Origin of the sequence: Streptomyces polyasparticus, assembly GCF_014493765.1 — a bacterium.
GTDB lineage: Bacteria > Actinomycetota > Actinomycetes > Streptomycetales > Streptomycetaceae > Streptomyces > Streptomyces polyasparticus.
Genome location: NZ_JACTVJ010000007.1, coordinates 22,467 through 44,390 on the forward strand (window position 1 = coordinate 22,467; position 21,924 = coordinate 44,390).

A 21,924-nucleotide genomic window follows, 5' to 3' on the forward strand; every position below is an offset into this window, starting at 1 on the left:
CACGGTAGGGAGCCAATGGCTCCCCACCGTAGGACAATCCCTGGCCCTGCCCGTGGGCCACTTACTCCTTCAGGCCGATACGGTCGTACACCCTGCGCATCCTTCGCGGAGCCCACCAGGCGCGGCCCCCGAGCAGCGTCATCGTGGCCGGGACCAGCAGCATCCGGACGACCGTCGCGTCGATCAGGACCGCGAGGGTCAGGCCGAGGCCGATCTGCAGGATGGGCGAGAAGCTGCCGGTCATGAAGGCCCCGAAGACGATCGCGAGCAGCACCGCGGCGCAGGTGACCACGCGCCCCGACTGCCGCAGGCCCGTCACCACGGCGGCCCGGTGGTCGCCGCTGCGCAGCCACTCCTCGCGCATCCTGGCGAGGATGAACAGCTCGTAGTCCATGGCCAGTCCGAAGGCGATCGCGATGATCAGCGGCGGCGCGGTCAGGCTCAGCGCGCCGAGCCCTTCGGCGCCCAGCCATCCGGCGAGGTGGCCGTCCTGGAACACCCAGGTCACGACGCCGAGTGCGGCGCCCAGGCTGAGCAGCGTGGTCAGGATCGTGCGGAGCGGGATCAGGAGCGAGCCCGTGAAGGCGAAGAGCAGGGCGAAGATGCCGGCCAGGACGATCAGGACCGCCCAGGGCGCACGCTCGGCGAGCATGGCGCGGAAGTCGACCATGTGGGCGGCGTTGCCGGTGACATGGACCGGTTCGGCGCCCCGCAGATCGCGGATCCGCTCGACCAGGCCGGTGGCCTGCGCTCCGTCGACCGTGCCCTTGGGGGTGAGGTCGAGCAGGACCGTGCCGTTGGAGGTCCTCGTCGACTCGGCGTGCGCGATCCCGGGCAGCGCGCGGATCCTGCGCTCGCACTCGGGCCCGGCGTTCGGCATGATCACCACGCTGACGGGGTCGACGCCGGTGCCCTCCGGGTAATGGGCGCGCACGGAGTCGTACAACTCCCTTGCCTCCGTACCTTGTTTGAGCTGCCGCGCGTCACCCAGATTCATGGTCATCTGCGTGGCGGGCAGCGCCACGAGGACGAGACCGGCGACCACCGTAGCCGTCACCGCGACCGGGCGGCGGGCCGAGAAGCGGGCGAGGCGGGCGAAGACATGGCCGGGCTCGCGCTCGGAGGTCCGCCCGAAGAGCCGCTTGCGGGGCGAGGCCGGCGCGATCTTCCCGCCGAACTTGGTGAGCAGCGCGGGCAGCAGCGTGACCGCGGCCAGCATGTCCACCACGACCACGGCGGCCGCGGCGAGGCCCATGCTGCGCAGGAACAGGTTCGGGAAGACCATCAGGCCCGTCAGACAGACGGCCACGGTGAGACCGGAGAACATGACGGTCCGGCCGGCCTTCGCGACCGTACGCTCCACGGCGTCGGCGAGGGACCCCTCCCGCCCGGGGGCCGAGCCCCTTTCCAGGCTATCGGCCCCCACTGACACCGCCCGCTCCTCCCTGAACCGCACCACCATCAACAGGGCGTAGTCCACGGCGAGTCCGAGCCCGAGCATCGTGGTGACCTGCACCGCGTACACCGATACGTCGGTGACCAGCGAGAAGCCGTACAGCGCGAGGAAGGCGCCGGCGACCCCGCAGACGGTGACGACCAGCGGCAGTGCGGCCGCGCGCAGTCCGCCGAAGATCAGCAGCAGCACGATCAGGACCACGGGCAGCGAGATGATCTCGGCGCTCGCCACGTCCTCCTGCGCCTGCCCGCCGAGCTGCACACCGAGCAGCGGTCCGCCGCTGACGTGCACCGTCGCGTCGGTCGTGTCCTCGATGGCGTGCAGCCGGCCGGCCACCTCCTCGGCGAGCTCCTCCTCGTCGTCGTCCTCCAGGCCGTGCGTGAACTCCACCGGGATGAGCAGCGCCTTCCCGTCCTGGGACGGCATGCCGTACGGGTCGGGGACGGCGGCGACGCCCGCCATCTTCCGTACGTCCGCGGCGGCTTGTTCGATCGCCGGCCGCAGCGCGCCGGGATCGCGGGCCTCCACGATCGCCTCGATGGAGGCGCCTTCGGTGGAGAGCCGGTCGAGCAGGTCCTCGGTGCGCTGCGCTTCGCTGCCCTCGACGACCTCGACGGCGCCTTCGAGGTCCCCGAACACGCGGGTGCCGAGGCCGAAGCCCGCCACGAGCAGCAGCAGCCAGATCAGGATGACGGTCAGCGGGCGACGGGTGGCCACCCTGGCGAGTGCGGAAAGCACGGTCCCTCCCAGTGCCGTTCCCCGCGCCCTCGGCGGGGGTTGACGTCACTCAGGCTGCTCCGCACGGGAGTCGGTCACATCGCCGGTCGGAGCGGTGTTGGCGCCTCACCCGAGCGAGGGAGCTGTCCGCCGCGCGAGGGAGCAGCGCCAGGGCCGTCACGCCCCCGGGACCACCAGACCCGTCTCGTACGCGCAGATCACCGCCTGCACCCGGTCCCGCAGCCCCAGCTTGCTCAGCACATTGCTGACATGGGTCTTCACCGTGTGCTCGCTCACCACGAAGGCCTCCGCGATCTCCGCGTTCGTCAGCCCGCGCGCCAGCAGCCGCAGCGTCTCCTCCTCGCGGGCGGTGAGCACGGACAGGCGGGCGGGCGAGGGTTCCGCGGCGGACTCCGTACGCCTTCTCCGTACGACATCGGCGACCAGGCGCCGGGTCACCGAGGGCGCGAGCAGGGAATCACCGGAGGCCACCACCCGCACCGCGTGCACGAGGTCGTCGCGCCGCACGTCCTTGAGCAGAAAGCCGCTCGCGCCCGCGTAGAGCGCGTCGTAGACGTACTCGTCGAGGTCGAACGTGGTGAGCATGACGACCTTGCAGGCCGACTCCGCACACACCGCACGCGCCGCTTCGAGACCGTCCATGACCGGCATACGGATATCGAGGAGCAGCACGTCGGGGGCGTGCCGGCGGACCGCATCCAGGGCCTGTGCACCGTCGCCCGCCTCGGCGACCACCTCGATGTCGGGCTGCGCGTCGAGGATCATCGAGAACCCGCTGCGCACCAGCTCCTGGTCGTCGGCGACGACCACCCGCACACTCATCCGGCCTGCCGCACCGAGGTGGGCAGCGTGACGATCACCCAGAAGCCGCCGTCGGGCCCCGGGCCCGTCGCGGCCGTGCCGCCGCAGGCCGCGGCCCGCTCCCTGATCCCGATCAGGCCCTGGCCCGCACCCTGCACCCGCGCCTTGCCCGGCCGTCCGTCGTCCCGCACCGTGACCCTCAACTCATCGACCCCCCAGTCGAGTTGCACGGTCGCCTTGGTGGCCCCCGCATGCTTCACCGTATTGGTCAGAGCCTCCTGCACAACCCGGTACGCCGCCACCTCCACGTCCGCGTCGAGGTCGCCCGGCTCCCCCGTCTGCAACTGCTCGACAGGGAGACCGACCGCCTCCACCTGCGCGGCGAGCTGCGCGAGGGCGGCGAGGGAGGGCTGCGGGCTGCGGTCGGGCGGCCGTGAACTCTGTGGCTCCTTCAACACGCCGAGCAGCCGCCTCAGTTGGGACATGGCATCGCGCCCGGCGCCCGCGATCGCGTCGAAGGCCGCCTCGGCGCGCGACGGATCGCTGCGCACGACCACGGGTCCGGCCTCCGCCTGCACCACCATCAGGCTCACCGCGTGGGCCAGGATGTCGTGCATGTCCCGGGCGATCCGGGCCCGTTCCCGGGCGACGGCCCGCGCCGCCTCCATCTCGCTCTCGTACGCGAGTCTGCGCGCCCGCTCCTCCACGGCCTCGGTGTACGCGTGCTGGATACGGGCGAGCCGGCCGAGCCCGTACGCGCCGAGCAGGCTCATCAGATGGAAGGCGTACTCGAAGGGCTCGGCGCGCTCCTTGAACGTCATCGACACCGCGGCACCGGTCAGCCAGACGAGCAGCATCAGGCGGCGGGGCCAGGGCGCGCCGATCGCGGCGACCGTGTAGAGCACGACGAAGCCGCCGAACACGAGGTCGGGCGGCGGTGTGTGGTGCAGGGTCATCGCCGTGGTCGCCGCACCGACCGCACAGCCGGTGACATACGGGTGCCGGCGCCGCCACACCAGCGGCAGCGCGGTCGCGGCGCCGAAGACGAAGCCGAGCCAGGACAGGGCGTCGTCGTTGTCCCGCTCCGGCAGCAGGAACTGCAGCGAGACGGCGACCAGCACGAGCGCGGCCAGCGCGATGTCCACCACCTGCGGACGGCGGGCGGCACGCAGCCAGGACGTATCGGGCATACGGCAACTCCTGTATGGGGAGGGCCGGTTCGGGTGCCTTCAGTATCGGGACGGGGTGGCGGTGGCGAATCGCCGGAGCGAGGGATATCCACTCAGCCCCTGCGGCGCTTGAGCAGATCCGAGCGAAGCTCGGATGCGGGGCCTGGGGCGCAGCCCCCACGCGGCGGAGCCGCAGAATGTCACAGCCGGGAAGGGGCAGGGTGGGGGAGGATGAGCTCGTGATCATCGCAGCGGGAGAAGCCCTCATCGACCTGGTCCCCCAGCGGGACAGCAAGGCCACGCTCCCGGCGCTCGAACCAAAACTCGGCGGCGGCCCGTTCAACACCGCCCGCGCCCTGGCCCGCCTGGGCGCGGACACCACCTTCTGCTCCCGCATCTCCCAGGACCACTTCGGCGAGGCCCTCCTCCACGCCCTGCACACCGACGGCGTGGACACCTCCCTCGTCCAGCGCGGCGAGGAGCCCACCACCCTCGCGGTGGCCCACATCGACTCCGGCGGATCGGCCTCGTACTCCTTCTATACGGAGGGCACGGCGGACCGCCTGTTCCAGCTCCCACCCGCACTCCCCGACACCACCCGGGCCATCTGCTTCGGCACCTGCTCCCTCGTCCTCGAACCGGGCGCGACCGCCTACGAGCGCCTGCTCCGAGCGGCCCACGCCCAGGGGGTGTTCACCGCCCTCGACCCCAACATCAGGACCGGCCTGATCGCCGACCCGGCCGCCTACCGCGCCCGCTTCCTGACCTGGCTCCCGTACGTACGCCTCCTGAAGCTCTCCGCGGAGGACGCCGCCTGGCTCGCGGACGGGGCGCCGGTCCACTCGGCGCTCAAGGAGTGGCTGGCCGCGGGCCCGCAGGCGGTGGTGCTGACCCGGGGCGCGGACGGCCTCACCGTGCTCACGGCACAAGGCGAGGAGCACTCGGTGCCCGCGGTCGGGGTGGACGTGGTGGACACGATCGGCGCGGGCGACACGGTGAACGCGGCGCTGCTGCACCGCCTCGGCGAGCTCAGGGCTCTCACCCGCCCGGCCACCGGAGCCGAGTGGCAGGACGTCCTCACGTACGCAGCACGAGCAGCAGCCGTGACCTGTGGCCGGGCAGGCGCCCAGCCGCCGTACGCCCACGAGCTGGTCAGCCCTTGACGAAGACCCCGGCCTTCGCCGCCGCCACCGCCGCCCCGGCCGCCCGCTCGGCGACCGCCTCGTCGAGCGGGTCGCCGCTGGCGAGGAAGCGGTAGTAGAGGGGGGCTGAGACGGCCCGTACGACCTCGTGGGCATCCGTGCCTGCGGGCAACTCGCCCCGCTGGACGGCCTGTTCCACGCAGGGCGCCCACTCCTCGATCCGTACCGCGTAGAAGCGGTGCAGCGCGTCGGCCGCCGACGCGTCGCAGCTCGCCGCCGCGATCACCGCACGGAAGAGCCGGCTCTGGCGTGGGTCGGTGAGGGTGCGGCGTACCAACTGCGCGTTGGCGCGCAGGTCTTCGAGCAGCGTGCCGTGGTCGCTGCGCGGCTCGGACTGCTCGGCCATGTCGGCGAGCAGATCGGCGACGAGCGCGGTGGTGCTGCCCCAGCGCCGGTACACGGTGGTCTTGCCGACGCCCGCGCGCTGCGCGACCTCCGCGAGGTCGAGCCCCGCGAAGCCCTGCTCGGCGAGGGCGTCACCGGCCGCGTCGAGCACGGCGGCCCGCACGCGGGCGGTGCGGCCACCGGGACGTACGGTGCCTGGGGCGTTCTCCATGCCGCCCACCTTAACGGGATCCAGTTCCCTTTACGTACGGGAGGCGTCCATCCCGTACGGGAGGAGCCGCAGCCCCCGCCGAAGCCTGCCCTCAGCAGCACCCGGCCCTACAGCCCGGGCAGCACAGCCCTCGCGATCATGAAGTAGATGATCAAACCCGTCGCGTCCACGAACGTCGTCACCAGCGGAGCCGAGATCACCGCCGGGTCGATCCCCAGCTTCCGGGCGAGCAGCGGCATACCGCCCCCGATCACCGCCGCCCACGCACATACCGCGACCAGGGTGAGCCCCACGACCAGCGCGATGTCCCCGTCCTTGGCGATCACCCAGGCGAAGCCCAGACCGACCGCGCCGAGCATCACCCCGAGCAGGAAGCCGACCCGGCACTCACGCCAGGCCACCTTCAGGACGTCCCCCGGCCGCACCTCGCCGACCGCGATGGCGCGCACCGCACCGGTCGCGGCCTGCGCGCCGACGTTGCCGCCCGTGCCGACGAGCAGCGGGATGAACAGGGCCAGGGCCGTGACCTGCTCGATCTCCCCCTCGAAGGCCTCCAGGACCTTGGCCGTCAGGGTCGCCGCGACGATCAGGAGCAGCAGCCACACGACCCTGGAGCGTGCGAGCCGTACGACACTCGCGCTCAGATAGTGCCCGTCGAGCGGGCTCGCCGCCGCCTGCCGGGCGATGTCCTCGGTGTCGGCGGCCTCGATGACCTCCAGGGCGTCGTCGATGGTGAGCAGCCCGACGAGCCGCTCCTCGCTGTCGACCACAGGCAGGTCGAGCAGATTGCCCTCCTGCATCAGACGGGCCGCGGACTCGGCCGTGTCGGTGGCGTGCGCCCGCAGATGGGCGGTGTCGACGAGAGCGTTCAGGGGGTCCGCCGGATCCGCGAGGACCAGGTCCTTCAGGCCGACGACACCGATGAGCCGCCGCCCCGCGTCGGTCACCGGCAGCGTGTAGACCGTCTCGGCCTCGGCCCCTTCCCGCCGTACGCGGTCGAGCGCCTCGCCCACGGTGATGTGCTCCTTGAGCCGTACGACCTCCGGGGTCATGAACCGGCCCACCGACCCGGGCGCGTACCCGAGCAGCGTCGCCGTCAGCTCCCGTTCATGCGGGCTGAGCCCCGCGAGCACCCGCTGCGTGAAGTTGGCGGGCGCCTCGCCCAGGAGCCGGGCGCGATCGTCCGGGTCCATGCCCTCGACGAGCTCGCAGAAGGGCTGGTCCCGTACGGCGCTGAGGATCTTCTGCTGCTCGGCCCGTCGAGCTCACCGAACACCTCGGAGGCCCGGTCCTTGTCGAGCAGCCGGAACAGGACACCGGCCGTGGCCGGGTCGGAGCGGGCGATCTCGTCGGCGATCTCATGATCGGGCCGCTCGTCGAGCCACTGCTGCAGATGCCGGACGTCGTGGGCGGCGACGAGGTCGGCCAGCTTGGCTTCCGCGGTGCGCTCGGTCATGGGTCCACTATTCAGCCCCTACGGCGTTTGAGCAGATCTTCCAGCCTCACTCAGCCCCTGCGGCGCTTGAGCAGATCCGAACGAAGTTCGGATGCACGGGGTCCGGGGCGGAGCCCCCCACGCGGCGGAGCCGCACATGTCACAGCCGGGAAGGGGCGGCGTGGGGGAGAAAGCCCGCCGCAGGCGCCACCCCCCACCCCAGGGCCAGAATGACCACATGACCGAGATCCACCTCGCCCAGAACCCCGAGGCCGACGAACTCCTCGGCCGCAGCCCCCTCGCCGCCCTCATCGGCATGCTCCTCGACCAGCAGGTCCCGATGGAGTGGGCCTTCACGGGCCCGTACACGATCGCCGAACGCCTCGGCCGGACCGACCTCGACGCGCACGAGATCGCGTCCTACGACCCCGAAGCCTTCACGGAACTGTTCAAGACCAAGCCCGCCGTACACCGCTACCCCGGCTCCATGGCCCAGCGCGTACAGCAGCTGTGCCAGTACCTCGTCGACGAGTACGACGGCGACGCGACCGCCCTGTGGTCCGAGGTCAAGGACGGCAAGGAGCTCCTCGCCCGCCTGAAGGCACTGCCCGGCTACGGCGAGCAGAAGGCCAAGATCTTCGTGGCCGTGCTCGGCAAGCGCTACGGCGTGACACCGAAGGGCTGGCGCGAGGCGGCGGGCTCGTACGGGGACAAGGACTCCTACCGCTCGGCGGCCGACATCACCGGCCCCGAGTCGCTGGCCAAGGTGCGGGCGTTCAAGCAGGAGATGAAGGCAGCGGCAAAGGCAGCCAAGGGCTGAGCCCTCAGGAATCGAAGCCGAAACCGAACAGAAGCCGGAGCCGGAGCCGGAGCCGAACAGAACCCGAACCCGAAGCCGAAAGCGGCCAAAGCCTGAACCCCCGCTGAAGCCCCACACCCCCATACGGGCGGATCTTCCCGGTCCGCCGTCGCGACCCCGGCCTGGGCGGGGACATGACGTGCTGTGAGCGTTCCGCCGCCGGTCCCCGGACCCCTGCGCCGCGCCGCCCTGCTGCGGGCGGTGCTTCTCGCCCTGCTCACGCTCGCCCTCGCCGTCGCCGCACCCGCGGCCGGTGCCACCGCCTCCGTCCCGCAGCCCGCGCTCACCGCCGAGGCCGAGTCCACCGAGTGCGGAGGCGACGGCGAGATCCGGGCAGGCTCCCGGCGCGAGCTCCCCGTACCCGTCACCCCGCACGCCCGCAGGACCCCGCTCCCGCGCGCGCTGCCGCCGGCCCCGGCCATGGTCCACCGCCACGCCCCGGCCGCCCCCTCCCGTACGACCGTCCTGCGCTGCTGACCGGGCCGAGCACCAGATGCACAGCACCGAACCCAGCGACCAAGCGCAAGGACACCCCCATGCCCAAGGACCCCTACGCGGTGCTGCACGCGCTGCTCCGCGCCGAATCCGTACGCGAACGCCGCAGCCCGCGTACGGACGCGGCACCTGCCGAAACCCGCACCGCCGACCGGCCGCAGGACCAGCGGCCCGACCGGCAGGGCGGCGACCGCCGGGACTGAGACCCGCAGGTGGCCCCGTATGTCAGGAACATGCGGGGCCAACCCGGCGAAACCGAACACGAGTTGCAGGGAACCTCTTTCCGACGCTCCAGCGGATCGCTACCGTCCCTCCCACCTCGTTCGCACTGCCTTTGGGGAAGGACCTCTGTGAACGCATCACCTCGTTCGCGCCGCACGATCGCCGCACTCGCCGCCGTCGCGCTCGCCACACCCCTCGTGCTCGCCTCCGCGGGAACGGCCACCGCCGGCCGCGGACACGGCAACCCGTCCAATGACGCACGCAAACTCGCCCGTGAACTGGTCGAGGAGTCGTCCGCGAAGGACGCGTACCGCCATCTGCAGAAGTTCCAGGCGATAGCGGACGCCAACGACGGCCACAGAGCCGCCGGTTCGCCGGGCCACGACGCCTCGGCGAAGTACGTCTACGAGTACCTGAAGAAAGCCGGGTACAAGGTCGGCTATGACGAGTTCGAGTTCGTCTACACCGAGATGCTCGCCGAGCGCCTCGCGGTCGTGACGCCCACGCCGCGTGCGATCGACATCCAGGGCATGACGTACACGAAGTCGACCCCGGTCGGCGGCATCAAGGCCGCCCTCGCCGCCGTGCCCGTCGACGCCACCACCGGCTGCGAGGCGACCGACTATGCGGCCGGCGCCTTCACCGGCAAGATCGCGCTGATCAAGCGCGGCGGCTGCTCCTTCGCGCAGAAGCAGGCCACCGCCGCGGACGCCGGCGCGTCCGGCGCCATCGTCTACAACAACACCGAGGGCGTGCTCTCCGGCACCATAGGAGACCCGGCCGCGGGCCGTATCCCGACCGGCGGCATCACCCAGGCCGAGGGCGAGGCGCTCGCCGCCGAGGTCGCCAAGGGCGAGGTCACGGTCGACTTCGAGATCCGCGAGTTCCAGGAGACCCGCAAGACGAAGAACGTCATCGCGGAAACCCCGGGCGGCAACCCCGACAACACCGTGATGCTCGGCGCCCACCTCGACTCGGTCACCGCGGGCCCCGGCATCAACGACAACGGCTCCGGTTCGGCCGGTCTGCTCGAGGTCGCCAAGGAGCTGGCCGAGGAGACCCGCCACGGCAAGCAGCCGCGCAACAAGATCAAGTTCGCGCTGTGGTCGGCCGAGGAGAACGGTCTGATCGGCTCCGAGAAGTGGGTCGAGAAGCTCACCGAGGAACAGATCAAGGACATCCGTCTGTACCTCAACTTCGACATGATCGCCTCGCCCAACTACGGCCAGTTCGTCTACGACGGCGACAACTCCGACAACGAGGGCGAGGGCCCGGGCCCCGAGGGCAGCGCCCAACTGGAGCGGGACATCAACCAGTTCCTCGACCGGCAGGGCAAGCCGCACGAGGGCACCGACTTCACCGGGCGCTCCGACTACGGCCCGTTCATCGGGGTCGGCATCCCGTCGGGCGGCACCTTCACGGGCGCCGAGGGCATCAAGACCGCCGAGCAGGCCGCGAAGTACGGCGGCGAGGCGGGCGTGGCGTACGACCCGTGCTATCACGCGGCCTGCGACGACATCGACAACATCGACATGTCGGCCTTCAGCACCAATATCGACATCATCGCCAACGCGGTCGGCACCTACGCCCACGACCTGAGCTCGCTGACCCGCCCGGTCACCCCCGAGTCCACCGAGGGCGACGCGGGCAGCGGCGGCGGTCTGCACGAGGACCACGACCGCGTCAGCGAGTGAATTGACGTCTACGTACGGCTAGTTCGCGAGGAGGAGGTCCGGCCCGAACATCTCGTAGCGGATGCGCGCGGCCGGAACTCCCTTCTCCAGAAGCTGCGTCCGTACGGCCTTCAGGAAGGGCAGCGGCCCGCACAAATAGGCCGTGACCCCCTCCGGCAGCTCGATCCCGCTCAGGTCCATCCGGCCGGTACGCCCGGCCGGATGGTCCGGGCCGGCGGGCTGCTCGTACCAGACATGCGTGGTGGCGTTCGGCAGCTTCTCGCTCCACAGCGCCAGGTCGGAGCGGAAGGCATCGGTCCGCTCGCTGCGGTCGGCGTGCGCGACGATCACCTGCCGCTCGCTGCCGGTCCCCGCGAGCGCAGCGAGCATGCCGCTCATCGGGGTGCAGCCGATGCCCGCCGACGCGAGAAGCACCGGGCCCCGCGCCTCCTCGTCCAGCACGACATCGCCGAACGGCGCGCTGATCCGCAGCTTGGTGCCGACCACGGCCCGCTCGTGCAGATGGTTCGACACCTCACCGGGAAAGCCCTCGCGGCCGTCGATCCGCTTGACCGCGAACTGCAGACCGCGCTCGTGCAGGTTCGTCAGGCTGTACTGCCGTATCTGCCGCGCCCCGTCCGGGAGTTCGACCTGCACGGACACGAACTGTCCCGGCTTGGCGGACGGCACCTGCCCCTCGCCGTCGAGCTCCACGAAGAACGTCGTGACCTCGGGCGTCTCCTCGACCCGGCCCGTCACCGTGTACCTGCGCCACGAGTCGCCGTCCGGGGCACCGGCCTCCGCGTACAGCCGGGCCTCGATCGCGATCAGCGCGTTCGCCATCAGCCAGTACACCTCGTCCCAGGCCGCGGCCACCTCGGGCGTCACGGCCTCGCCGAGCACCTCGGCGATCGCCTCGAAGAGGTGCCGGTGCACGATCTCGTACTGGCCGGCGGTGATGCCGAGCGAGGCGTGCTTGTGAGCGATGCGGTGCAACATCACGTCCGGGCGGGTGTCCGGGTGCTCCACGAGATACGTCGCGAACGTGGCGATCGAACCGGCGAGCGCCTGGCGCTGGCTGCCGTTGGCCTGGTTGCCGCGGTTGAACAGATCGCGCAGCAGCTCCGGGTGGGCCGCGAACATCTTCTCGTAGAAGAGCGGAGTGATGTCACCGATCGCGGCACCGACCGCGGGCAGGGTGGCGCGCACGACCTCGGTCGACTTCTCGGACAGCATGAACCGGGCTCCTTCGCCTGGGACAAGGGGAACGCCCTCAGTCTCGGTCCGCCGCCGCTGTGGACAGCCCGCCGAAGGTCCCTGCCGATGAGGCCGAAGGTCACGGATACCGACGCGCTGTCAGGGCCGTCCGGTACCCCCGCCCGCTACCGCCGCCGCGTCCCGAAGATCGACCGCGAGATCTCCCGCCCGATCTGCGTACCGAGCGACCGCGCAAGGGACTTGAAGATCCCGCTGCCCACCACCTGGTCCACCATCGAGGCGTCCTGCGCGGGCGCCGAACGGGCCGCCGCCTTCGCGGCCTTCTCGGCCTCCTTCGCCTCCAGCTCGGCCTGCTTGGCGGCCTCGGTCTCGGCCTGCTGCGCGGTGATCTTCTCGAACGCGGACTCCGGGTCCATCGCCTCCGCGTAACGCGAGTACAGAAGCGAGGACTTGACCGCCGCGTCCAGGGCGGAGGCGTCGATCGGCCCCATCAGGGACTCGGGCGCACGCAGCCGGGTCGCGGACACCGGCGTCGGCGCACCCTTCTCGCTCAGCACGGTGATCACCGCTTCACCGGTGCCGAGCTGGGTGAGCAACTCCTCCAGGTCGTACGCGGAGTTGGGGAAGGTCTTGACCGTCGCCTTGAGCGCCTTCTGGTCGTCGGGCGTGAAGGCGCGCAGCGCGTGCTGCACCCGGTTGCCGAGCTGGGCGAGCACATCGGCCGGCACGTCCTTCGGCGTCTGCGTCACGAAGAAGACACCGACGCCCTTGGACCGGATCAGCCGCACGGTCTGCGTGATGGCCTCCAGGAACGCCTTGCTCGCCCCGTTGAACAGCAGATGCGCCTCGTCGAAGAAGAAGACCAGCTTGGGCTTCTCCAGATCGCCGACCTCGGGCAGGTTGTTGAAGAGATCGGCCAGCATCCACATCAGGAACGTCGAGAACAGATGCGGTTTGTCCTGTACGGCGGGCAGTTCGAGCACCGAGACCTGCCCGCGCCCGTCGGGCGCCGTCCGCAGGAACTCGCTCACGTCGAACTCGGGAAGCCCGAAGAACGGGGCCATCCCCTGCGCCTCGAACGCGGTCAGCGCCCGCAGGATCACCCCGGCCGTGACACTCGACAGACCGCCGATGGCCTTGAGTTCGGGCTTGCCCTCGTCCGAGGTAAGGAAGGTGACGACCGCCCGCAGATCCTTCAGGTCGTGCAGCTCCAGGCCCTTTTGATCCGCGTAGTGGAAGATCAGGCCGAGCGACTGCTCCTGCGTCTGGTTGAGCTGAAGCACCTTCGACAGGAGCACGGGTCCGAAGCTCGTGACCGTCGCGCGTACGGGGATGCCGGGGCCGATCCCGCCGAGCGCGTAGAACTCGCTGGGGAACCCCTTGCCCTCCCACTGCTGCCCCACGTCACGGGCCCGCTCCTGCACCTTGTCGTTGGCCTCGCCGGGCGCGGAGATACCGGAGACGTCGCCCTTGATGTCCGCGAGGAACACGGGCACGCCCTGCGCGGCCAGCTGCTCCGCGATCAGCTGCAGCGTCTTGGTCTTGCCGGTACCGGTGGCACCGGCGACGAGGCCGTGCCGGTTGAGCATGGACAAGGGGATACGGATCTGCGCCCCGGGCAGGCACTGGCCGTCCCACAGCAGGGCACCGAGATCGAGCGCCTCGCCGGTGAACGCGTATCCGGCGGCGATGGCGGCGGCCTCGTCGGGCAGCGCCGTACCGGGGGTGGGAGCGGGACCGGGCGGCGCGGGCGCGGGGGCGGGCTCCGTCGCCGGCTCGGGCGGCGCGGGCGTCGGCTCGGCGCCTACGTCCGGGGTCGGCGCGGGGCCGGGGGGCGCGGGGGCGGGGGCCGGGGCGGAGCCGGGAGCGGGGCCGACCGCAGGTTCCGCGCCTGTCGCCGGGGCCTCTTCCGCACCGGTCGCCGGGGCCTCCGTCGCACCGGGCAGGTCCGCGCCCTCGGGCGCCGTCGGCTCGCTCTCGTTCATTTCAGGCCCCTGTTCCCGGTTTGACTGTTCCCGGTCTGCCACGTTTTGTGACGGTATTTCCCAGCCTTGCACTCCGTCGCCATGGCTGCGCCCGGAGCCCCCTGCCCGGTAGGCTTTCCGTGTGATCTTCAAGCGCATCGGAAACGGCCGGCCGTACCCCGACCACGGCCGGGAAAGCACCCGGCAGTGGGCGGATGTCGCGCCGCGCCCGGTCCGCCTCGATCAGCTGGTCACCACCAAGGGCCAGCTGGACCTGGAGACCCTCCTCGCCGAGGACTCCACCTTCTACGGCGACCTCTTCGCGCATGTCGTGAAGTGGCAGGGCGACCTCTACCTCGAGGACGGCCTGCACCGCGCCGTCCGCGCGGCCCTGCAGCAGCGCCAGGTGCTGCACGCGCGCGTACTCGAACTGGGCTGAACCCACGGCCCGCCGGAGCCAAGTCGGCATTGACCCTTTCGGGTTGGGTTCGCCCGCCACCCATTGATCATTTAGTAGGCAGACCCCACCCCCGGCATTACGCTGCGCCCATGAGCATGCTCACACCCCCCGGCATGGGCGGCGAATACCGCATCACGGGGGACAAGTACCCGCGGATGCGCCGCAATCGGCGGCGCCGCCGGATCGTGCTCGCGGTCTTCGCCTGCGCCGCCGTTCTCGGGCTGCTCGCCTACGGGACCATCGAGTTGATCGGTGTCTTCTCCGGCGACAAGGGCGGCAGAACCGTCGCTGCCAAGCCCGACTGCAAGCAGACCCCCACCTCGGCCCCGCCGAAGGCGGCGCTGCCGAAGCCGGCCGACATCAAGGTCAACGTCCTCAACGCCACACCCCGCGGCGGTCTCGCCAAGGAGACGGCGGACGAGCTCAAGAAGCGCGGCTTCGCCATCGGCAAGGTGGGCAACGCACCCGCGGAGTTCGACAAGAAGGTCAAGGGCGAAGCGATACTGCTCGGCCCCAAGCCCGCCCTGACCTCGTCGTTCGTCGTCCTCGGCACGCAGGTCGCGGGCGCCGAGTCGCAGACCGACGCCCGTAAGTCCACGGACATCGACCTGATCCTGGGCGCGGGCTTCAAGTCCCTGGCCAACAAGGACGCCGCGGCCAAGGCCCTGGACGCCCTGACCAAGCCGGCCCCCGCACCACCGAAGCCGAAGGGCTGCTGACACCGGCGGCATCGCATGGGGCGTCGGTCCTGAGATCTAGGACCGGCGCCTCATCTGCGTCACGGTCGTGCTGCCTGGGCGCCATGGCCGACTGCGGGGGTGCAGGGGCAGAGCCCCCGCATGGCCCGGGTACGGGTCCGCTGTCGACTGCGGGCCGTTGCGCCTGCGGCGGGTCTCTTCCCCCACCCCTTCCCGAAACCGGAGCTGCGCCCCGGACCCCGGCATCCGAACTTCGTTCGGATCTGCTCAAGCGCCGCAGGGGCTGGATACCGTCCGGCGTTTGAGGACGAGCGCGTTCAGCGCGAAAGGGGGTCTGGGGGCGAAGCCCCCAGTTTCGGGAAGGGGCGGGGTGGGGGAGAAGAGCCCGCCGCAGGCGCGCCTGGCGCGGCGTACCGGAGCTGCGAGGCCGCGTCGTGATGCGCGACGGCGCGTGGCGGACGTGATGGCCACACGCCCCGCATGACGGAGGGGCCGCCGGATCTCCGGCGGCCCCTCGGCCCTGCGCTTGTGCCGTACGGGAGCTACTCGGCCGACCCGTACATGCGGTCACCCGCGTCGCCGAGGCCCGGCACGATGTAGCCGACCTCGTTGAGGCGCTCGTCGACCGCGGCGGTCAGGACGGTGACCGGGGTGCCGGCGAGCTCGCGCTCCATGACCTCGACGCCCTCGGGCGCCGCGAGCAGCACCACGGCGGTCACGTCGTCGGCGCCGCGCTTGATGAGCTCCTTGATCGCGGCGACGAGCGTCCCGCCGGTCGCGAGCATCGGGTCCACCACGTACACCTGCCGCCCCGACAGGTCCTCGGGCATGCGCGTCGCATACGTGGACGCCTCGAGCGTCTCCTCGTTGCGCACCATCCCGAGGAAGCCCACCTCGGCGGTCGGAAGGAGCCGGACCATGCCGTCGAGCATGCCGAGCCCGGCGCGCAGGATCGGCACCACGAGCGGACGCGGGTAGGAGAGCTTGACCCCGGTCGTGGGGCCCACGGGGGTCTCGATGTCGACCTGCTCGGTCCGCACATCCCGCGTCGCCTCGTACGCGAGCAGCGTCACGAGCTCGTCGGCCAGGCGCCGGAAGGTCGGGGAATCGGTGCGCTTGTCACGCAACGTGGTGAGTTTGTGCGCGACCAGGGGGTGGTCGACGACGTGCAGGCGCACAAGAGCCTCCAAGCTCCGGGTCACGGGTCCGAACTGCGGGCTCGACCCGCCGTCCCCCAGGTTACCGGGGCAAACAGGGCCCGGCTCGCGCACGCGTTCCAGGCCACACCCCTGAGACCGCACCCTGAGCGTTCGCATCAAACCCGCCGTACGAGGGAAACTGCATGGGCAAGACCGGAGGGTGGTGTGGCCCATGCGAGACGAAGAGCCGCAGGAGCAGCCCGAGACCGACGCCGAGCGCCGCAGGCGCCGGGCCCAGTTCCTGCGCGAGCGCCACGAGGCGCAGCAGCTGCGCGACCGTGTGAAACCCCGCCGCGCCCGTGCGGCACGCATGCGCCAAGCGATGCGGATGCGTACGTTCCGCTGGTGATCCGGCCTGCTGCGGGCGCTGTGGACCCGTGCCAGGAGCCCCACCGGACCCGGCGCGGACCGAACCCGCGGCGGCTCGCCCGGACACAGCGCACCGAAGACCTCTCGCCGAGCCGCACTTTCTGCCACGATTCCGAGTGGGCGGGGCGGAAGTGCACTTCCTCGTCCAGACTCCGCCGGGGGGACCCCCAACCGGCACGCCTCAGACCAGTGGGAGAGTCACGGTGTACTTCGCCGCACTGCTCGCGCGCACCGAAGACGGGTGGGAAGCGAGCGACACGGAGCTCGACGATGTGGAGACCCTGTCGGATCTGACAGAACTGGCCCGGGAACATGCGGCCGGGGACACCGACGACGACACGGTGCTCGTCTTCATCGAGCAGGAAGATGTGTGGTTCGGCGTCGTCCGCGTGGACGGCGAGGAGGACCCCCGGATCTATGTCTCGGACGCCGCCGCTGCCTCCCGCAGCAGCTACGGCGAGATCCTCCTCACCGACGAGCTCCTGGGCCGCGAGCCCGGCTCGGGTGACGAGGCCGACCTGGAGGACCTCACCGATCTCGACGGAACCGAGGACGGTGAGCCCGAAGCCGAAGCGGAGGACGACTCCGACGAGGGCGTCGCGGCGTCCGATGCCGTGCCCTCGGGCCCGCTCGGCGACACCCGGATCCTCGACGACCTGGGCCTGTCCGAGAAGGAGCTCCTGTCCCTGCACACCGACGCCCTGAACGAGATCGCCGACGCCCTCGGTGCCTCGGAAGTCCTGGAGACGGTGCGCTGACCCGCATACGTACGACACCTTGAACATCTCCGATCCCGTACGCGACCGCTGGCAGCCGCCGATGGAGCGCGCCCTGGAGGTGGCCGAACTGGCCCTCCAGGGCGGCGACGTCCCCGTCGGCGCGCTCGTGCTCGGCCCCGACGGCGAGCTTCTCGCGGCCGGGCACAACGAACGCGAGGCCACCGGCGACCCCACCGCCCACGCCGAGGTCCTGGCCCTGCGCCGGGCCGCGGCCAAGCGCGGGGAGTGGCGGCTGACCGGCTGCACCCTCGTCGTCACGCTCGAACCGTGCGTGATGTGCGCGGGTGCGCTCGTGCAGTCCCGTATCGCCCGGGTCGTCTACGGCGCCCGGGACGAGAAGGCCGGCGCGGCGGGCTCCCTGTGGGACCTGGTCCGCGACCGGCGCCTCAACCACCGCCCCGAGGTGATCGCGGGCGTCCTGGAGGCGGAGTGCTCGGCCCGCCTCACCCAGTTCTTCCGCGACCGCTGAACGGCCGTCCGCGCCCCCTGGACCCCGTGTGCGCCACGTCACGGAGGGCTTCCCGGATACGGATTTCTGACCAGGGGCTCCTTTGGGCTAAGCTCTCTCTCGGTAGCGTGTCCGAGCGGCCGAAGGAGCTCGCCTCGAAAGCGAGTGTGGCGCAAGTCACCGAGGGTTCAAATCCCTCCGCTACCGCTCTTCACGAAGGGCCCGGCTCAATGAGCCGGGCCCTTCGCGTTGTTCAGGGTCCCTAGGATCGCCGCATGGCGATACGGAAGCAGTCGACACCGCCGAGAGCCCTCGCCGTCGGCGATGTGGTGGCCGCCCCTTCGCGGGAGCTCGGGGCCTGGACCGCCGCGCAGATCATTCGGCTCGACGCCGAGTCGGAGACCGCCGCCGTACTCGAGTTGGACTGGTCCGGGCCGGAGCCCTTCTGCGTCGTCGACCTCGGCGAGGTCGCCCCGCTCGTGCTGACCCATCACTCATGGAACGGCACGCTGTCGTACGGCAACATCGAATGGGTGCTGCCGCGCAGCCACAAGGTCATCGGGGCGCTCCCCCTGCTTCATGGCATGCCGTCGAACAGCTGGTCCTCCGGATGGCGACTGGGCGATCAGCTCGCCCGGCAGCGGCGCTGGGACAGCGGTGTCGAAGAGGATCCGCCGGTGGAGTGGAGGGCCGAGTACACCGGTGCGGCGGTGGACGAACTCCTCGATCAGCCGACCGCGCCCCAAGAGCACGTCACCGAACTGACGATCCGGGAGATCGACTCTCTGGACTGCTCACGGCTCGTCCGGCTCTTCCCCTCCCTGACCCGGCTCCATCTGCACGGGCGCCTCGGCCTGCTCAGCGGTGCGGGTGAACTGAACCGCCTCGGCGGGCTGCAGAGAATCGGCATCAGCGACCTGTACGGGATGAGTGCGGACGATTGCCTGCACCCTCGGACCGTGCCGGAGCTCGAGTCCTTGGACCTCTACGGCATCCCGGCCGCCTACGCCTCCGCCATGCGACGCGCCTGGCGGCCCGAGATCCCTGCGGGCACCTACGTGTCGGTCCTGCGCGCCCGCAAGCCCGAGTGGGTCGAGGAGAACCGGAACAACCCGCTGCGCGGCTGGGACGGCTGCGAGCACATCGGCGCCGCTCTCTACAAGCGGGCCGTCGCCCAGTACAAGGCGACGCGGCAGGCGGTTCTCGAGGAGTACGCCCACGGAAGCCCGGAGGGCCGGCAGGAGCGTCTGGAGGCGATCGGACGCGGCTACGGAGAGGCGTTCAACAAGCTGGACCGCCGCGCACAGTTCATCGAAACCGTCGAGCGCGAGGATCTCTTCGAGGCGCTCGATCACCTCGCGGGCGAGGCCGAGGCGCTGCACGGACCCTGCGCCGAAGGGGCCCGCGACCACCTCTGCTCGGGAGCCGACTCCGTCCGCGACTGGTAGGGCCCCGCCTCACGCGGCCTTTAAGGACCTAAGGCCCGCCAAGCCAGGCCCTTTGCCGTGCCGGCGTGGTCCCGTACAGGAGCAGGATGGGTGGTGAGCCCGGCGGATCTGGCAGGAATCCGCAGGCTCTCGGGACCCGGCTCTACTGCGGGGTCCACGCCGCGAGCTTCCCCCCTGACTGCGGCGTGGACTGAAGAGCCAGGTCCTCGTCGGGGGAAGCGGCTTGTCCCCCCGATGCCGCTTCCCCCGCCCAGCGGAGCGAGAGCCCCGGCACCTTCACGGAGCCGGGGCTCTCGCCGTACCGGCCCGTCGATAGACTCACCCGACTGCACGCAGGAGACAGGGCGGGGAGGCCGAACGTGGTGCAAGCGAAGAAGGTCGCGCTGTACATGGTCGTGGTCTTCGTGCTGTACACGATCATCACGTCTCCCGAACGCGCCGCCGACCTCGTCCAGGTGGGCTTCGAGGGCATTTCCGACGCCGCCCAGGGCGTCGGCGACTTCATGTCGGAGCTCGTCAACTAGCGCGTCCCGCAGCACCCGCCGACACGCGCGCACGTCAGCCCGGATGTCAGCCCGGGCGCACCGCCCTCCACTCGAACGTGGGGGGCATTTTTAGGTTTACGCCCCAACTTGCCTTCAACACGGCCTTATACGGTGCTTGCACACAGTGCACATGTCTTGTGATGCTATGACCGCTTTTGCGAAATGTTGATCGGTTGCATCGATAAAGGGGTGGCGTTGACCGTGCCGGCCAGTACTGCTCCCCAAGTGCCGTCCCAGGAACCCGCGGCAGCCGCCGCGGACGGCGGCGACCGTGTGCTCCCCCCGGCGCTCTCCCCCGCCAAGCAGCGCACCGCGGACACCCGGGCCCTGACCCAGGTGCTGTTCGGACAGCTCAAGCAGCTGACCGTCGGCACCCCCGAGCACACCCGTGTACGGGCCGCTCTGATCGAGGCGAACCTGCCGCTCGTGCGGTACGCCGCGGCCCGCTTCCGCAGCCGCAACGAGCCCATGGAAGACGTGGTCCAGGTCGGCACCATCGGCCTGATCAACGCGATCGACCGCTTCGACCCGGACCGCGGGGTGCAGTTCCCGACCTTCGCGATGCCCACGGTGGTCGGCGAGATCAAGCGCTACTTCCGCGACAACGTGCGCACCGTCCACGTACCGCGCAGGCTGCACGAGCTGTGGGTGCAGGTGACGAGCGCGACCGAGGATCTGACGACCGCGTTCGGGCGCTCGCCGACTACCGCGGAGATCGCCGAACGTCTGCGGATCACCGAGGACGAGGTGCTCGCCTGCATCGAGGCCGGGCGTTCGTATCACGCCACCTCGCTGGAGGCGGCGCAGGAGGGCGACGGCCTTCCGGGCCTACTCGACCGGCTCGGCTACGAGGACCCCGCGCTCGACGGTGTCGAACACCGCGATCTCGTACGGCATCTGCTCGTCCAGCTGCCCGAGCGCGAGCAGCGGATCCTGCTGCTCCGCTACTACAGCAACCTGACGCAGTCGCAGATCAGCGCCGAGTTGGGCGTCTCCCAGATGCACGTGTCAAGGCTCCTCGCCCGGAGCTTCGCACGCCTTCGATCCGCAAACAGGATCGAAGCGTAGCTGGATCGGGTAGCGCTCTTTTGGGCCTACCTGAGCACACCAAAAGCCTCAGAACCCCCTTTACCTGCGCAGATCCAGCCTCTTCTTGTCGACATGTCACTACAGCGTGTTGCCGACATGTGACATTCTGCTGGAACCGCGTTTGCCGCAGCCCCACGACCGGTATTCAGGTGGTGGCTGCGTTCCGTGAAGACGGGAGCGTCGGCCGCGACCGTCCGCGACCCAAGAGGGGGTGGCATGTCCGCAGACCAGGGCAGCTCCAAGGTGCTCACACGCAGTGGGGCGAACGCAGCCGATGTGCTCGACCGCGCAGAAGTCCCGCTCGACTCCCGCCCGGCAGTCATCGACACCCGCACCCTGTCCCGCTCGCTCTTCCTGCGGCTTGCGACGCTCGACGAGGACAGCCCGGAGCGTACGTATGTACGCGACACACTCATCGAGTTGAACCTCCCGCTCGTGCGCTACGCGGCGGCCCGCTTCCGCAGCCGCAACGAGCCGATGGAGGACATCGTCCAGGTCGGCACGATCGGCCTGATCAAGGCGATCGACCGCTTCGACTGCGAACGCGGCGTGGAGTTCCCGACGTTCGCGATGCCGACGGTCGTCGGTGAGATCAAGCGCTTCTTCCGTGACACGTCCTGGTCGGTGCGCGTTCCGCGCAGACTCCAGGAGCTGCGCCTGGCCCTCACCAAGGCCAGCGACGAGCTCGCGCAGAAGCTCGACCGTTCGCCCACTGTGCCCGAACTCGCCGCGGTGCTCGGCGTATCGGAGGAGGACGTCGTCGACGGCCTCGCGGTCGGCAACGCGTACACCGCCTCCTCGCTCGACTCCCCGGCCATCGAGGACGACGGCGGCGAGGGCTCGCTCGCGGACCGGCTCGGCTACGAGGACACGGCGCTCGAAGGCGTCGAGTACCGCGAGTCCCTGAAGCCGCTGCTCGCCAAACTGCCGCCGCGCGAGCGCCAGATCATCATGCTGCGGTTCTTCGCGAACATGACGCAGTCGCAGATCGGCGAAGAGGTCGGCATCTCGCAGATGCATGTCTCGCGCCTGCTCACGCGGACCCTCGCGCAGCTCAGGGAAGGGCTGATCGCGGACTGAAGTCCGGTCCCACGTAAGGGA

Annotated in this window: 22 protein-coding genes and 1 tRNA gene; 15 read left to right on the forward strand and 8 right to left on the reverse strand. The window is 70.6% G+C overall.

The window, feature by feature from the left end:
• Window positions 1-61: 61 nt before the first annotated feature.
• The 3 genes from H9Y04_RS15655 to H9Y04_RS15665 all read right to left on the reverse strand — a co-directional run bounded on the left by H9Y04_RS15655 (window position 62) and on the right by H9Y04_RS15665 (window position 4,185).
• Window positions 62-2,194 (reverse strand): MMPL family transporter, encoded by a 2,133-nt coding sequence (locus tag H9Y04_RS15655; RefSeq protein ID WP_187814497.1) that lies wholly within the window; start codon window positions 2,192-2,194, stop codon window positions 62-64.
• Window positions 2,195-2,350: 156 nt separating this feature from the next.
• Window positions 2,351-3,016, reverse strand: a complete 666-nt coding sequence (locus H9Y04_RS15660; protein ID WP_187814498.1) for a response regulator — start codon at window positions 3,014-3,016, stop codon at window positions 2,351-2,353.
• Complete coding sequence (locus H9Y04_RS15665; RefSeq protein WP_187814499.1) at window positions 3,013-4,185, reverse strand: sensor histidine kinase; 1,173 nt, start codon at window positions 4,183-4,185, stop codon at window positions 3,013-3,015. The genes H9Y04_RS15660 and H9Y04_RS15665 overlap by 4 nt, the downstream gene beginning before the upstream one ends.
• A gap of 218 nt (window positions 4,186-4,403) precedes the next feature.
• On the opposite strand from H9Y04_RS15665, the gene H9Y04_RS15670 reads away from it, so the two are divergent.
• A complete protein-coding gene (locus H9Y04_RS15670) occupies window positions 4,404-5,327 on the forward strand; it encodes a carbohydrate kinase family protein (RefSeq protein WP_187814500.1) in 924 nt (307 codons plus the stop codon).
• On the opposite strand, the gene H9Y04_RS15675 is transcribed toward H9Y04_RS15670, so the two are convergent.
• On the reverse strand, window positions 5,317-5,922 hold the full coding sequence (locus H9Y04_RS15675; protein WP_187814501.1) for a TetR/AcrR family transcriptional regulator: 606 nt from the start codon (window positions 5,920-5,922) through the stop codon (window positions 5,317-5,319). The genes H9Y04_RS15670 and H9Y04_RS15675 overlap by 11 nt on opposite strands.
• Window positions 5,923-6,029: 107 nt before the next feature.
• Window positions 6,030-7,163 (reverse strand): magnesium transporter, encoded by a 1,134-nt coding sequence (mgtE, locus tag H9Y04_RS15680; RefSeq protein WP_368858434.1) that lies wholly within the window; start codon window positions 7,161-7,163, stop codon window positions 6,030-6,032.
• Window positions 7,164-7,595: 432 nt separating this feature from the next.
• On the opposite strand from mgtE, the gene H9Y04_RS15685 reads away from it, so the two are divergent.
• The 4 genes from H9Y04_RS15685 to H9Y04_RS15700 all read left to right on the forward strand — a co-directional run bounded on the left by H9Y04_RS15685 (window position 7,596) and on the right by H9Y04_RS15700 (window position 10,627).
• Window positions 7,596-8,177, forward strand: a complete 582-nt coding sequence (locus tag H9Y04_RS15685; RefSeq protein WP_187814502.1) for an HhH-GPD-type base excision DNA repair protein — start codon at window positions 7,596-7,598, stop codon at window positions 8,175-8,177.
• Between the two features lie 183 nt (window positions 8,178-8,360).
• On the forward strand, window positions 8,361-8,693 hold the full coding sequence (locus H9Y04_RS15690; RefSeq protein WP_187814503.1) for a hypothetical protein: 333 nt from the start codon (window positions 8,361-8,363) through the stop codon (window positions 8,691-8,693).
• Between the two features lie 59 nt (window positions 8,694-8,752).
• Window positions 8,753-8,914 (forward strand): hypothetical protein, encoded by a 162-nt coding sequence (locus H9Y04_RS15695; protein WP_187814504.1) that lies wholly within the window; start codon window positions 8,753-8,755, stop codon window positions 8,912-8,914.
• Window positions 8,915-9,091: 177 nt separating this feature from the next.
• A complete protein-coding gene (locus H9Y04_RS15700; protein ID WP_187815064.1) occupies window positions 9,092-10,627 on the forward strand; it encodes a M28 family metallopeptidase in 1,536 nt (511 codons plus the stop codon).
• A gap of 18 nt (window positions 10,628-10,645) precedes the next feature.
• Here the strand turns inward: H9Y04_RS15700 and H9Y04_RS15705 are convergent, their stop codons facing one another.
• Both H9Y04_RS15705 and H9Y04_RS15710 read right to left on the reverse strand, forming a co-directional pair.
• The gene (locus H9Y04_RS15705; RefSeq protein WP_187814505.1) at window positions 10,646-11,842 is read right to left on the reverse strand and encodes a globin domain-containing protein; all 1,197 of its coding nucleotides are present in this window, start codon (window positions 11,840-11,842) and stop codon (window positions 10,646-10,648) included.
• A 146-nt stretch (window positions 11,843-11,988) separates the two neighbouring features.
• Complete coding sequence (locus tag H9Y04_RS15710; protein WP_236070903.1) at window positions 11,989-13,809, reverse strand: helicase HerA-like domain-containing protein; 1,821 nt, start codon at window positions 13,807-13,809, stop codon at window positions 11,989-11,991.
• Window positions 13,810-13,930: 121 nt separating this feature from the next.
• Here H9Y04_RS15710 and H9Y04_RS15715 point away from each other — a divergent pair, with 121 nt between their 5' ends.
• Window positions 13,931-14,227: a type II toxin-antitoxin system VapB family antitoxin gene (locus H9Y04_RS15715; protein ID WP_003955420.1), complete on the forward strand. Its 297-nt coding sequence runs from the start codon at window positions 13,931-13,933 to the stop codon at window positions 14,225-14,227.
• 110 nt (window positions 14,228-14,337) lie between these two features.
• Window positions 14,338-14,967 carry a LytR C-terminal domain-containing protein gene (locus tag H9Y04_RS15720; RefSeq protein WP_187814506.1) on the forward strand — a complete coding sequence of 210 codons (630 nt, stop codon included), beginning with the start codon at window positions 14,338-14,340 and terminating at the stop codon, window positions 14,965-14,967.
• A gap of 521 nt (window positions 14,968-15,488) precedes the next feature.
• Here the strand turns inward: H9Y04_RS15720 and upp are convergent.
• Window positions 15,489-16,124, reverse strand: a complete 636-nt coding sequence (gene upp / locus H9Y04_RS15725) for a uracil phosphoribosyltransferase (RefSeq protein ID WP_165335436.1) — start codon at window positions 16,122-16,124, stop codon at window positions 15,489-15,491.
• 193 nt (window positions 16,125-16,317) lie between these two features.
• Here upp and H9Y04_RS15730 point away from each other — a divergent pair, with 193 nt between their 5' ends.
• The 8 genes from H9Y04_RS15730 to H9Y04_RS15765 all read left to right on the forward strand — a co-directional run bounded on the left by H9Y04_RS15730 (window position 16,318) and on the right by H9Y04_RS15765 (window position 21,903).
• Window positions 16,318-16,494 (forward strand): hypothetical protein, encoded by a 177-nt coding sequence (locus H9Y04_RS15730; RefSeq protein ID WP_187814507.1) that lies wholly within the window; start codon window positions 16,318-16,320, stop codon window positions 16,492-16,494.
• A 223-nt stretch (window positions 16,495-16,717) separates the two neighbouring features.
• Complete coding sequence (locus H9Y04_RS15735) at window positions 16,718-17,272, forward strand: tRNA adenosine deaminase-associated protein (protein WP_187814508.1); 555 nt, start codon at window positions 16,718-16,720, stop codon at window positions 17,270-17,272.
• 61 nt (window positions 17,273-17,333) lie between these two features.
• Window positions 17,334-17,762: a tRNA adenosine(34) deaminase TadA gene (gene tadA / locus H9Y04_RS15740; protein ID WP_187815066.1), complete on the forward strand. Its 429-nt coding sequence runs from the start codon at window positions 17,334-17,336 to the stop codon at window positions 17,760-17,762.
• Between the two features lie 101 nt (window positions 17,763-17,863).
• Window positions 17,864-17,948: transfer RNA gene (locus H9Y04_RS15745), tRNA-Ser, on the forward strand.
• Between the two features lie 68 nt (window positions 17,949-18,016).
• Window positions 18,017-19,189 (forward strand): hypothetical protein, encoded by a 1,173-nt coding sequence (locus H9Y04_RS15750; protein WP_187814509.1) that lies wholly within the window; start codon window positions 18,017-18,019, stop codon window positions 19,187-19,189.
• 359 nt (window positions 19,190-19,548) lie between these two features.
• Complete coding sequence (locus H9Y04_RS15755) at window positions 19,549-19,713, forward strand: hypothetical protein (RefSeq protein WP_165335433.1); 165 nt, start codon at window positions 19,549-19,551, stop codon at window positions 19,711-19,713.
• Window positions 19,714-19,896: 183 nt separating this feature from the next.
• Window positions 19,897-20,802: an RNA polymerase sigma factor SigF gene (locus H9Y04_RS15760; RefSeq protein ID WP_187814510.1), complete on the forward strand. Its 906-nt coding sequence runs from the start codon at window positions 19,897-19,899 to the stop codon at window positions 20,800-20,802.
• Window positions 20,803-21,039: 237 nt separating this feature from the next.
• Window positions 21,040-21,903, forward strand: coding sequence for an RNA polymerase sigma factor SigF (locus H9Y04_RS15765; RefSeq protein WP_187814511.1), 864 nt, complete (start codon window positions 21,040-21,042; stop codon window positions 21,901-21,903).
• The last annotated feature ends 21 nt before the right edge of the window (window positions 21,904-21,924 follow it).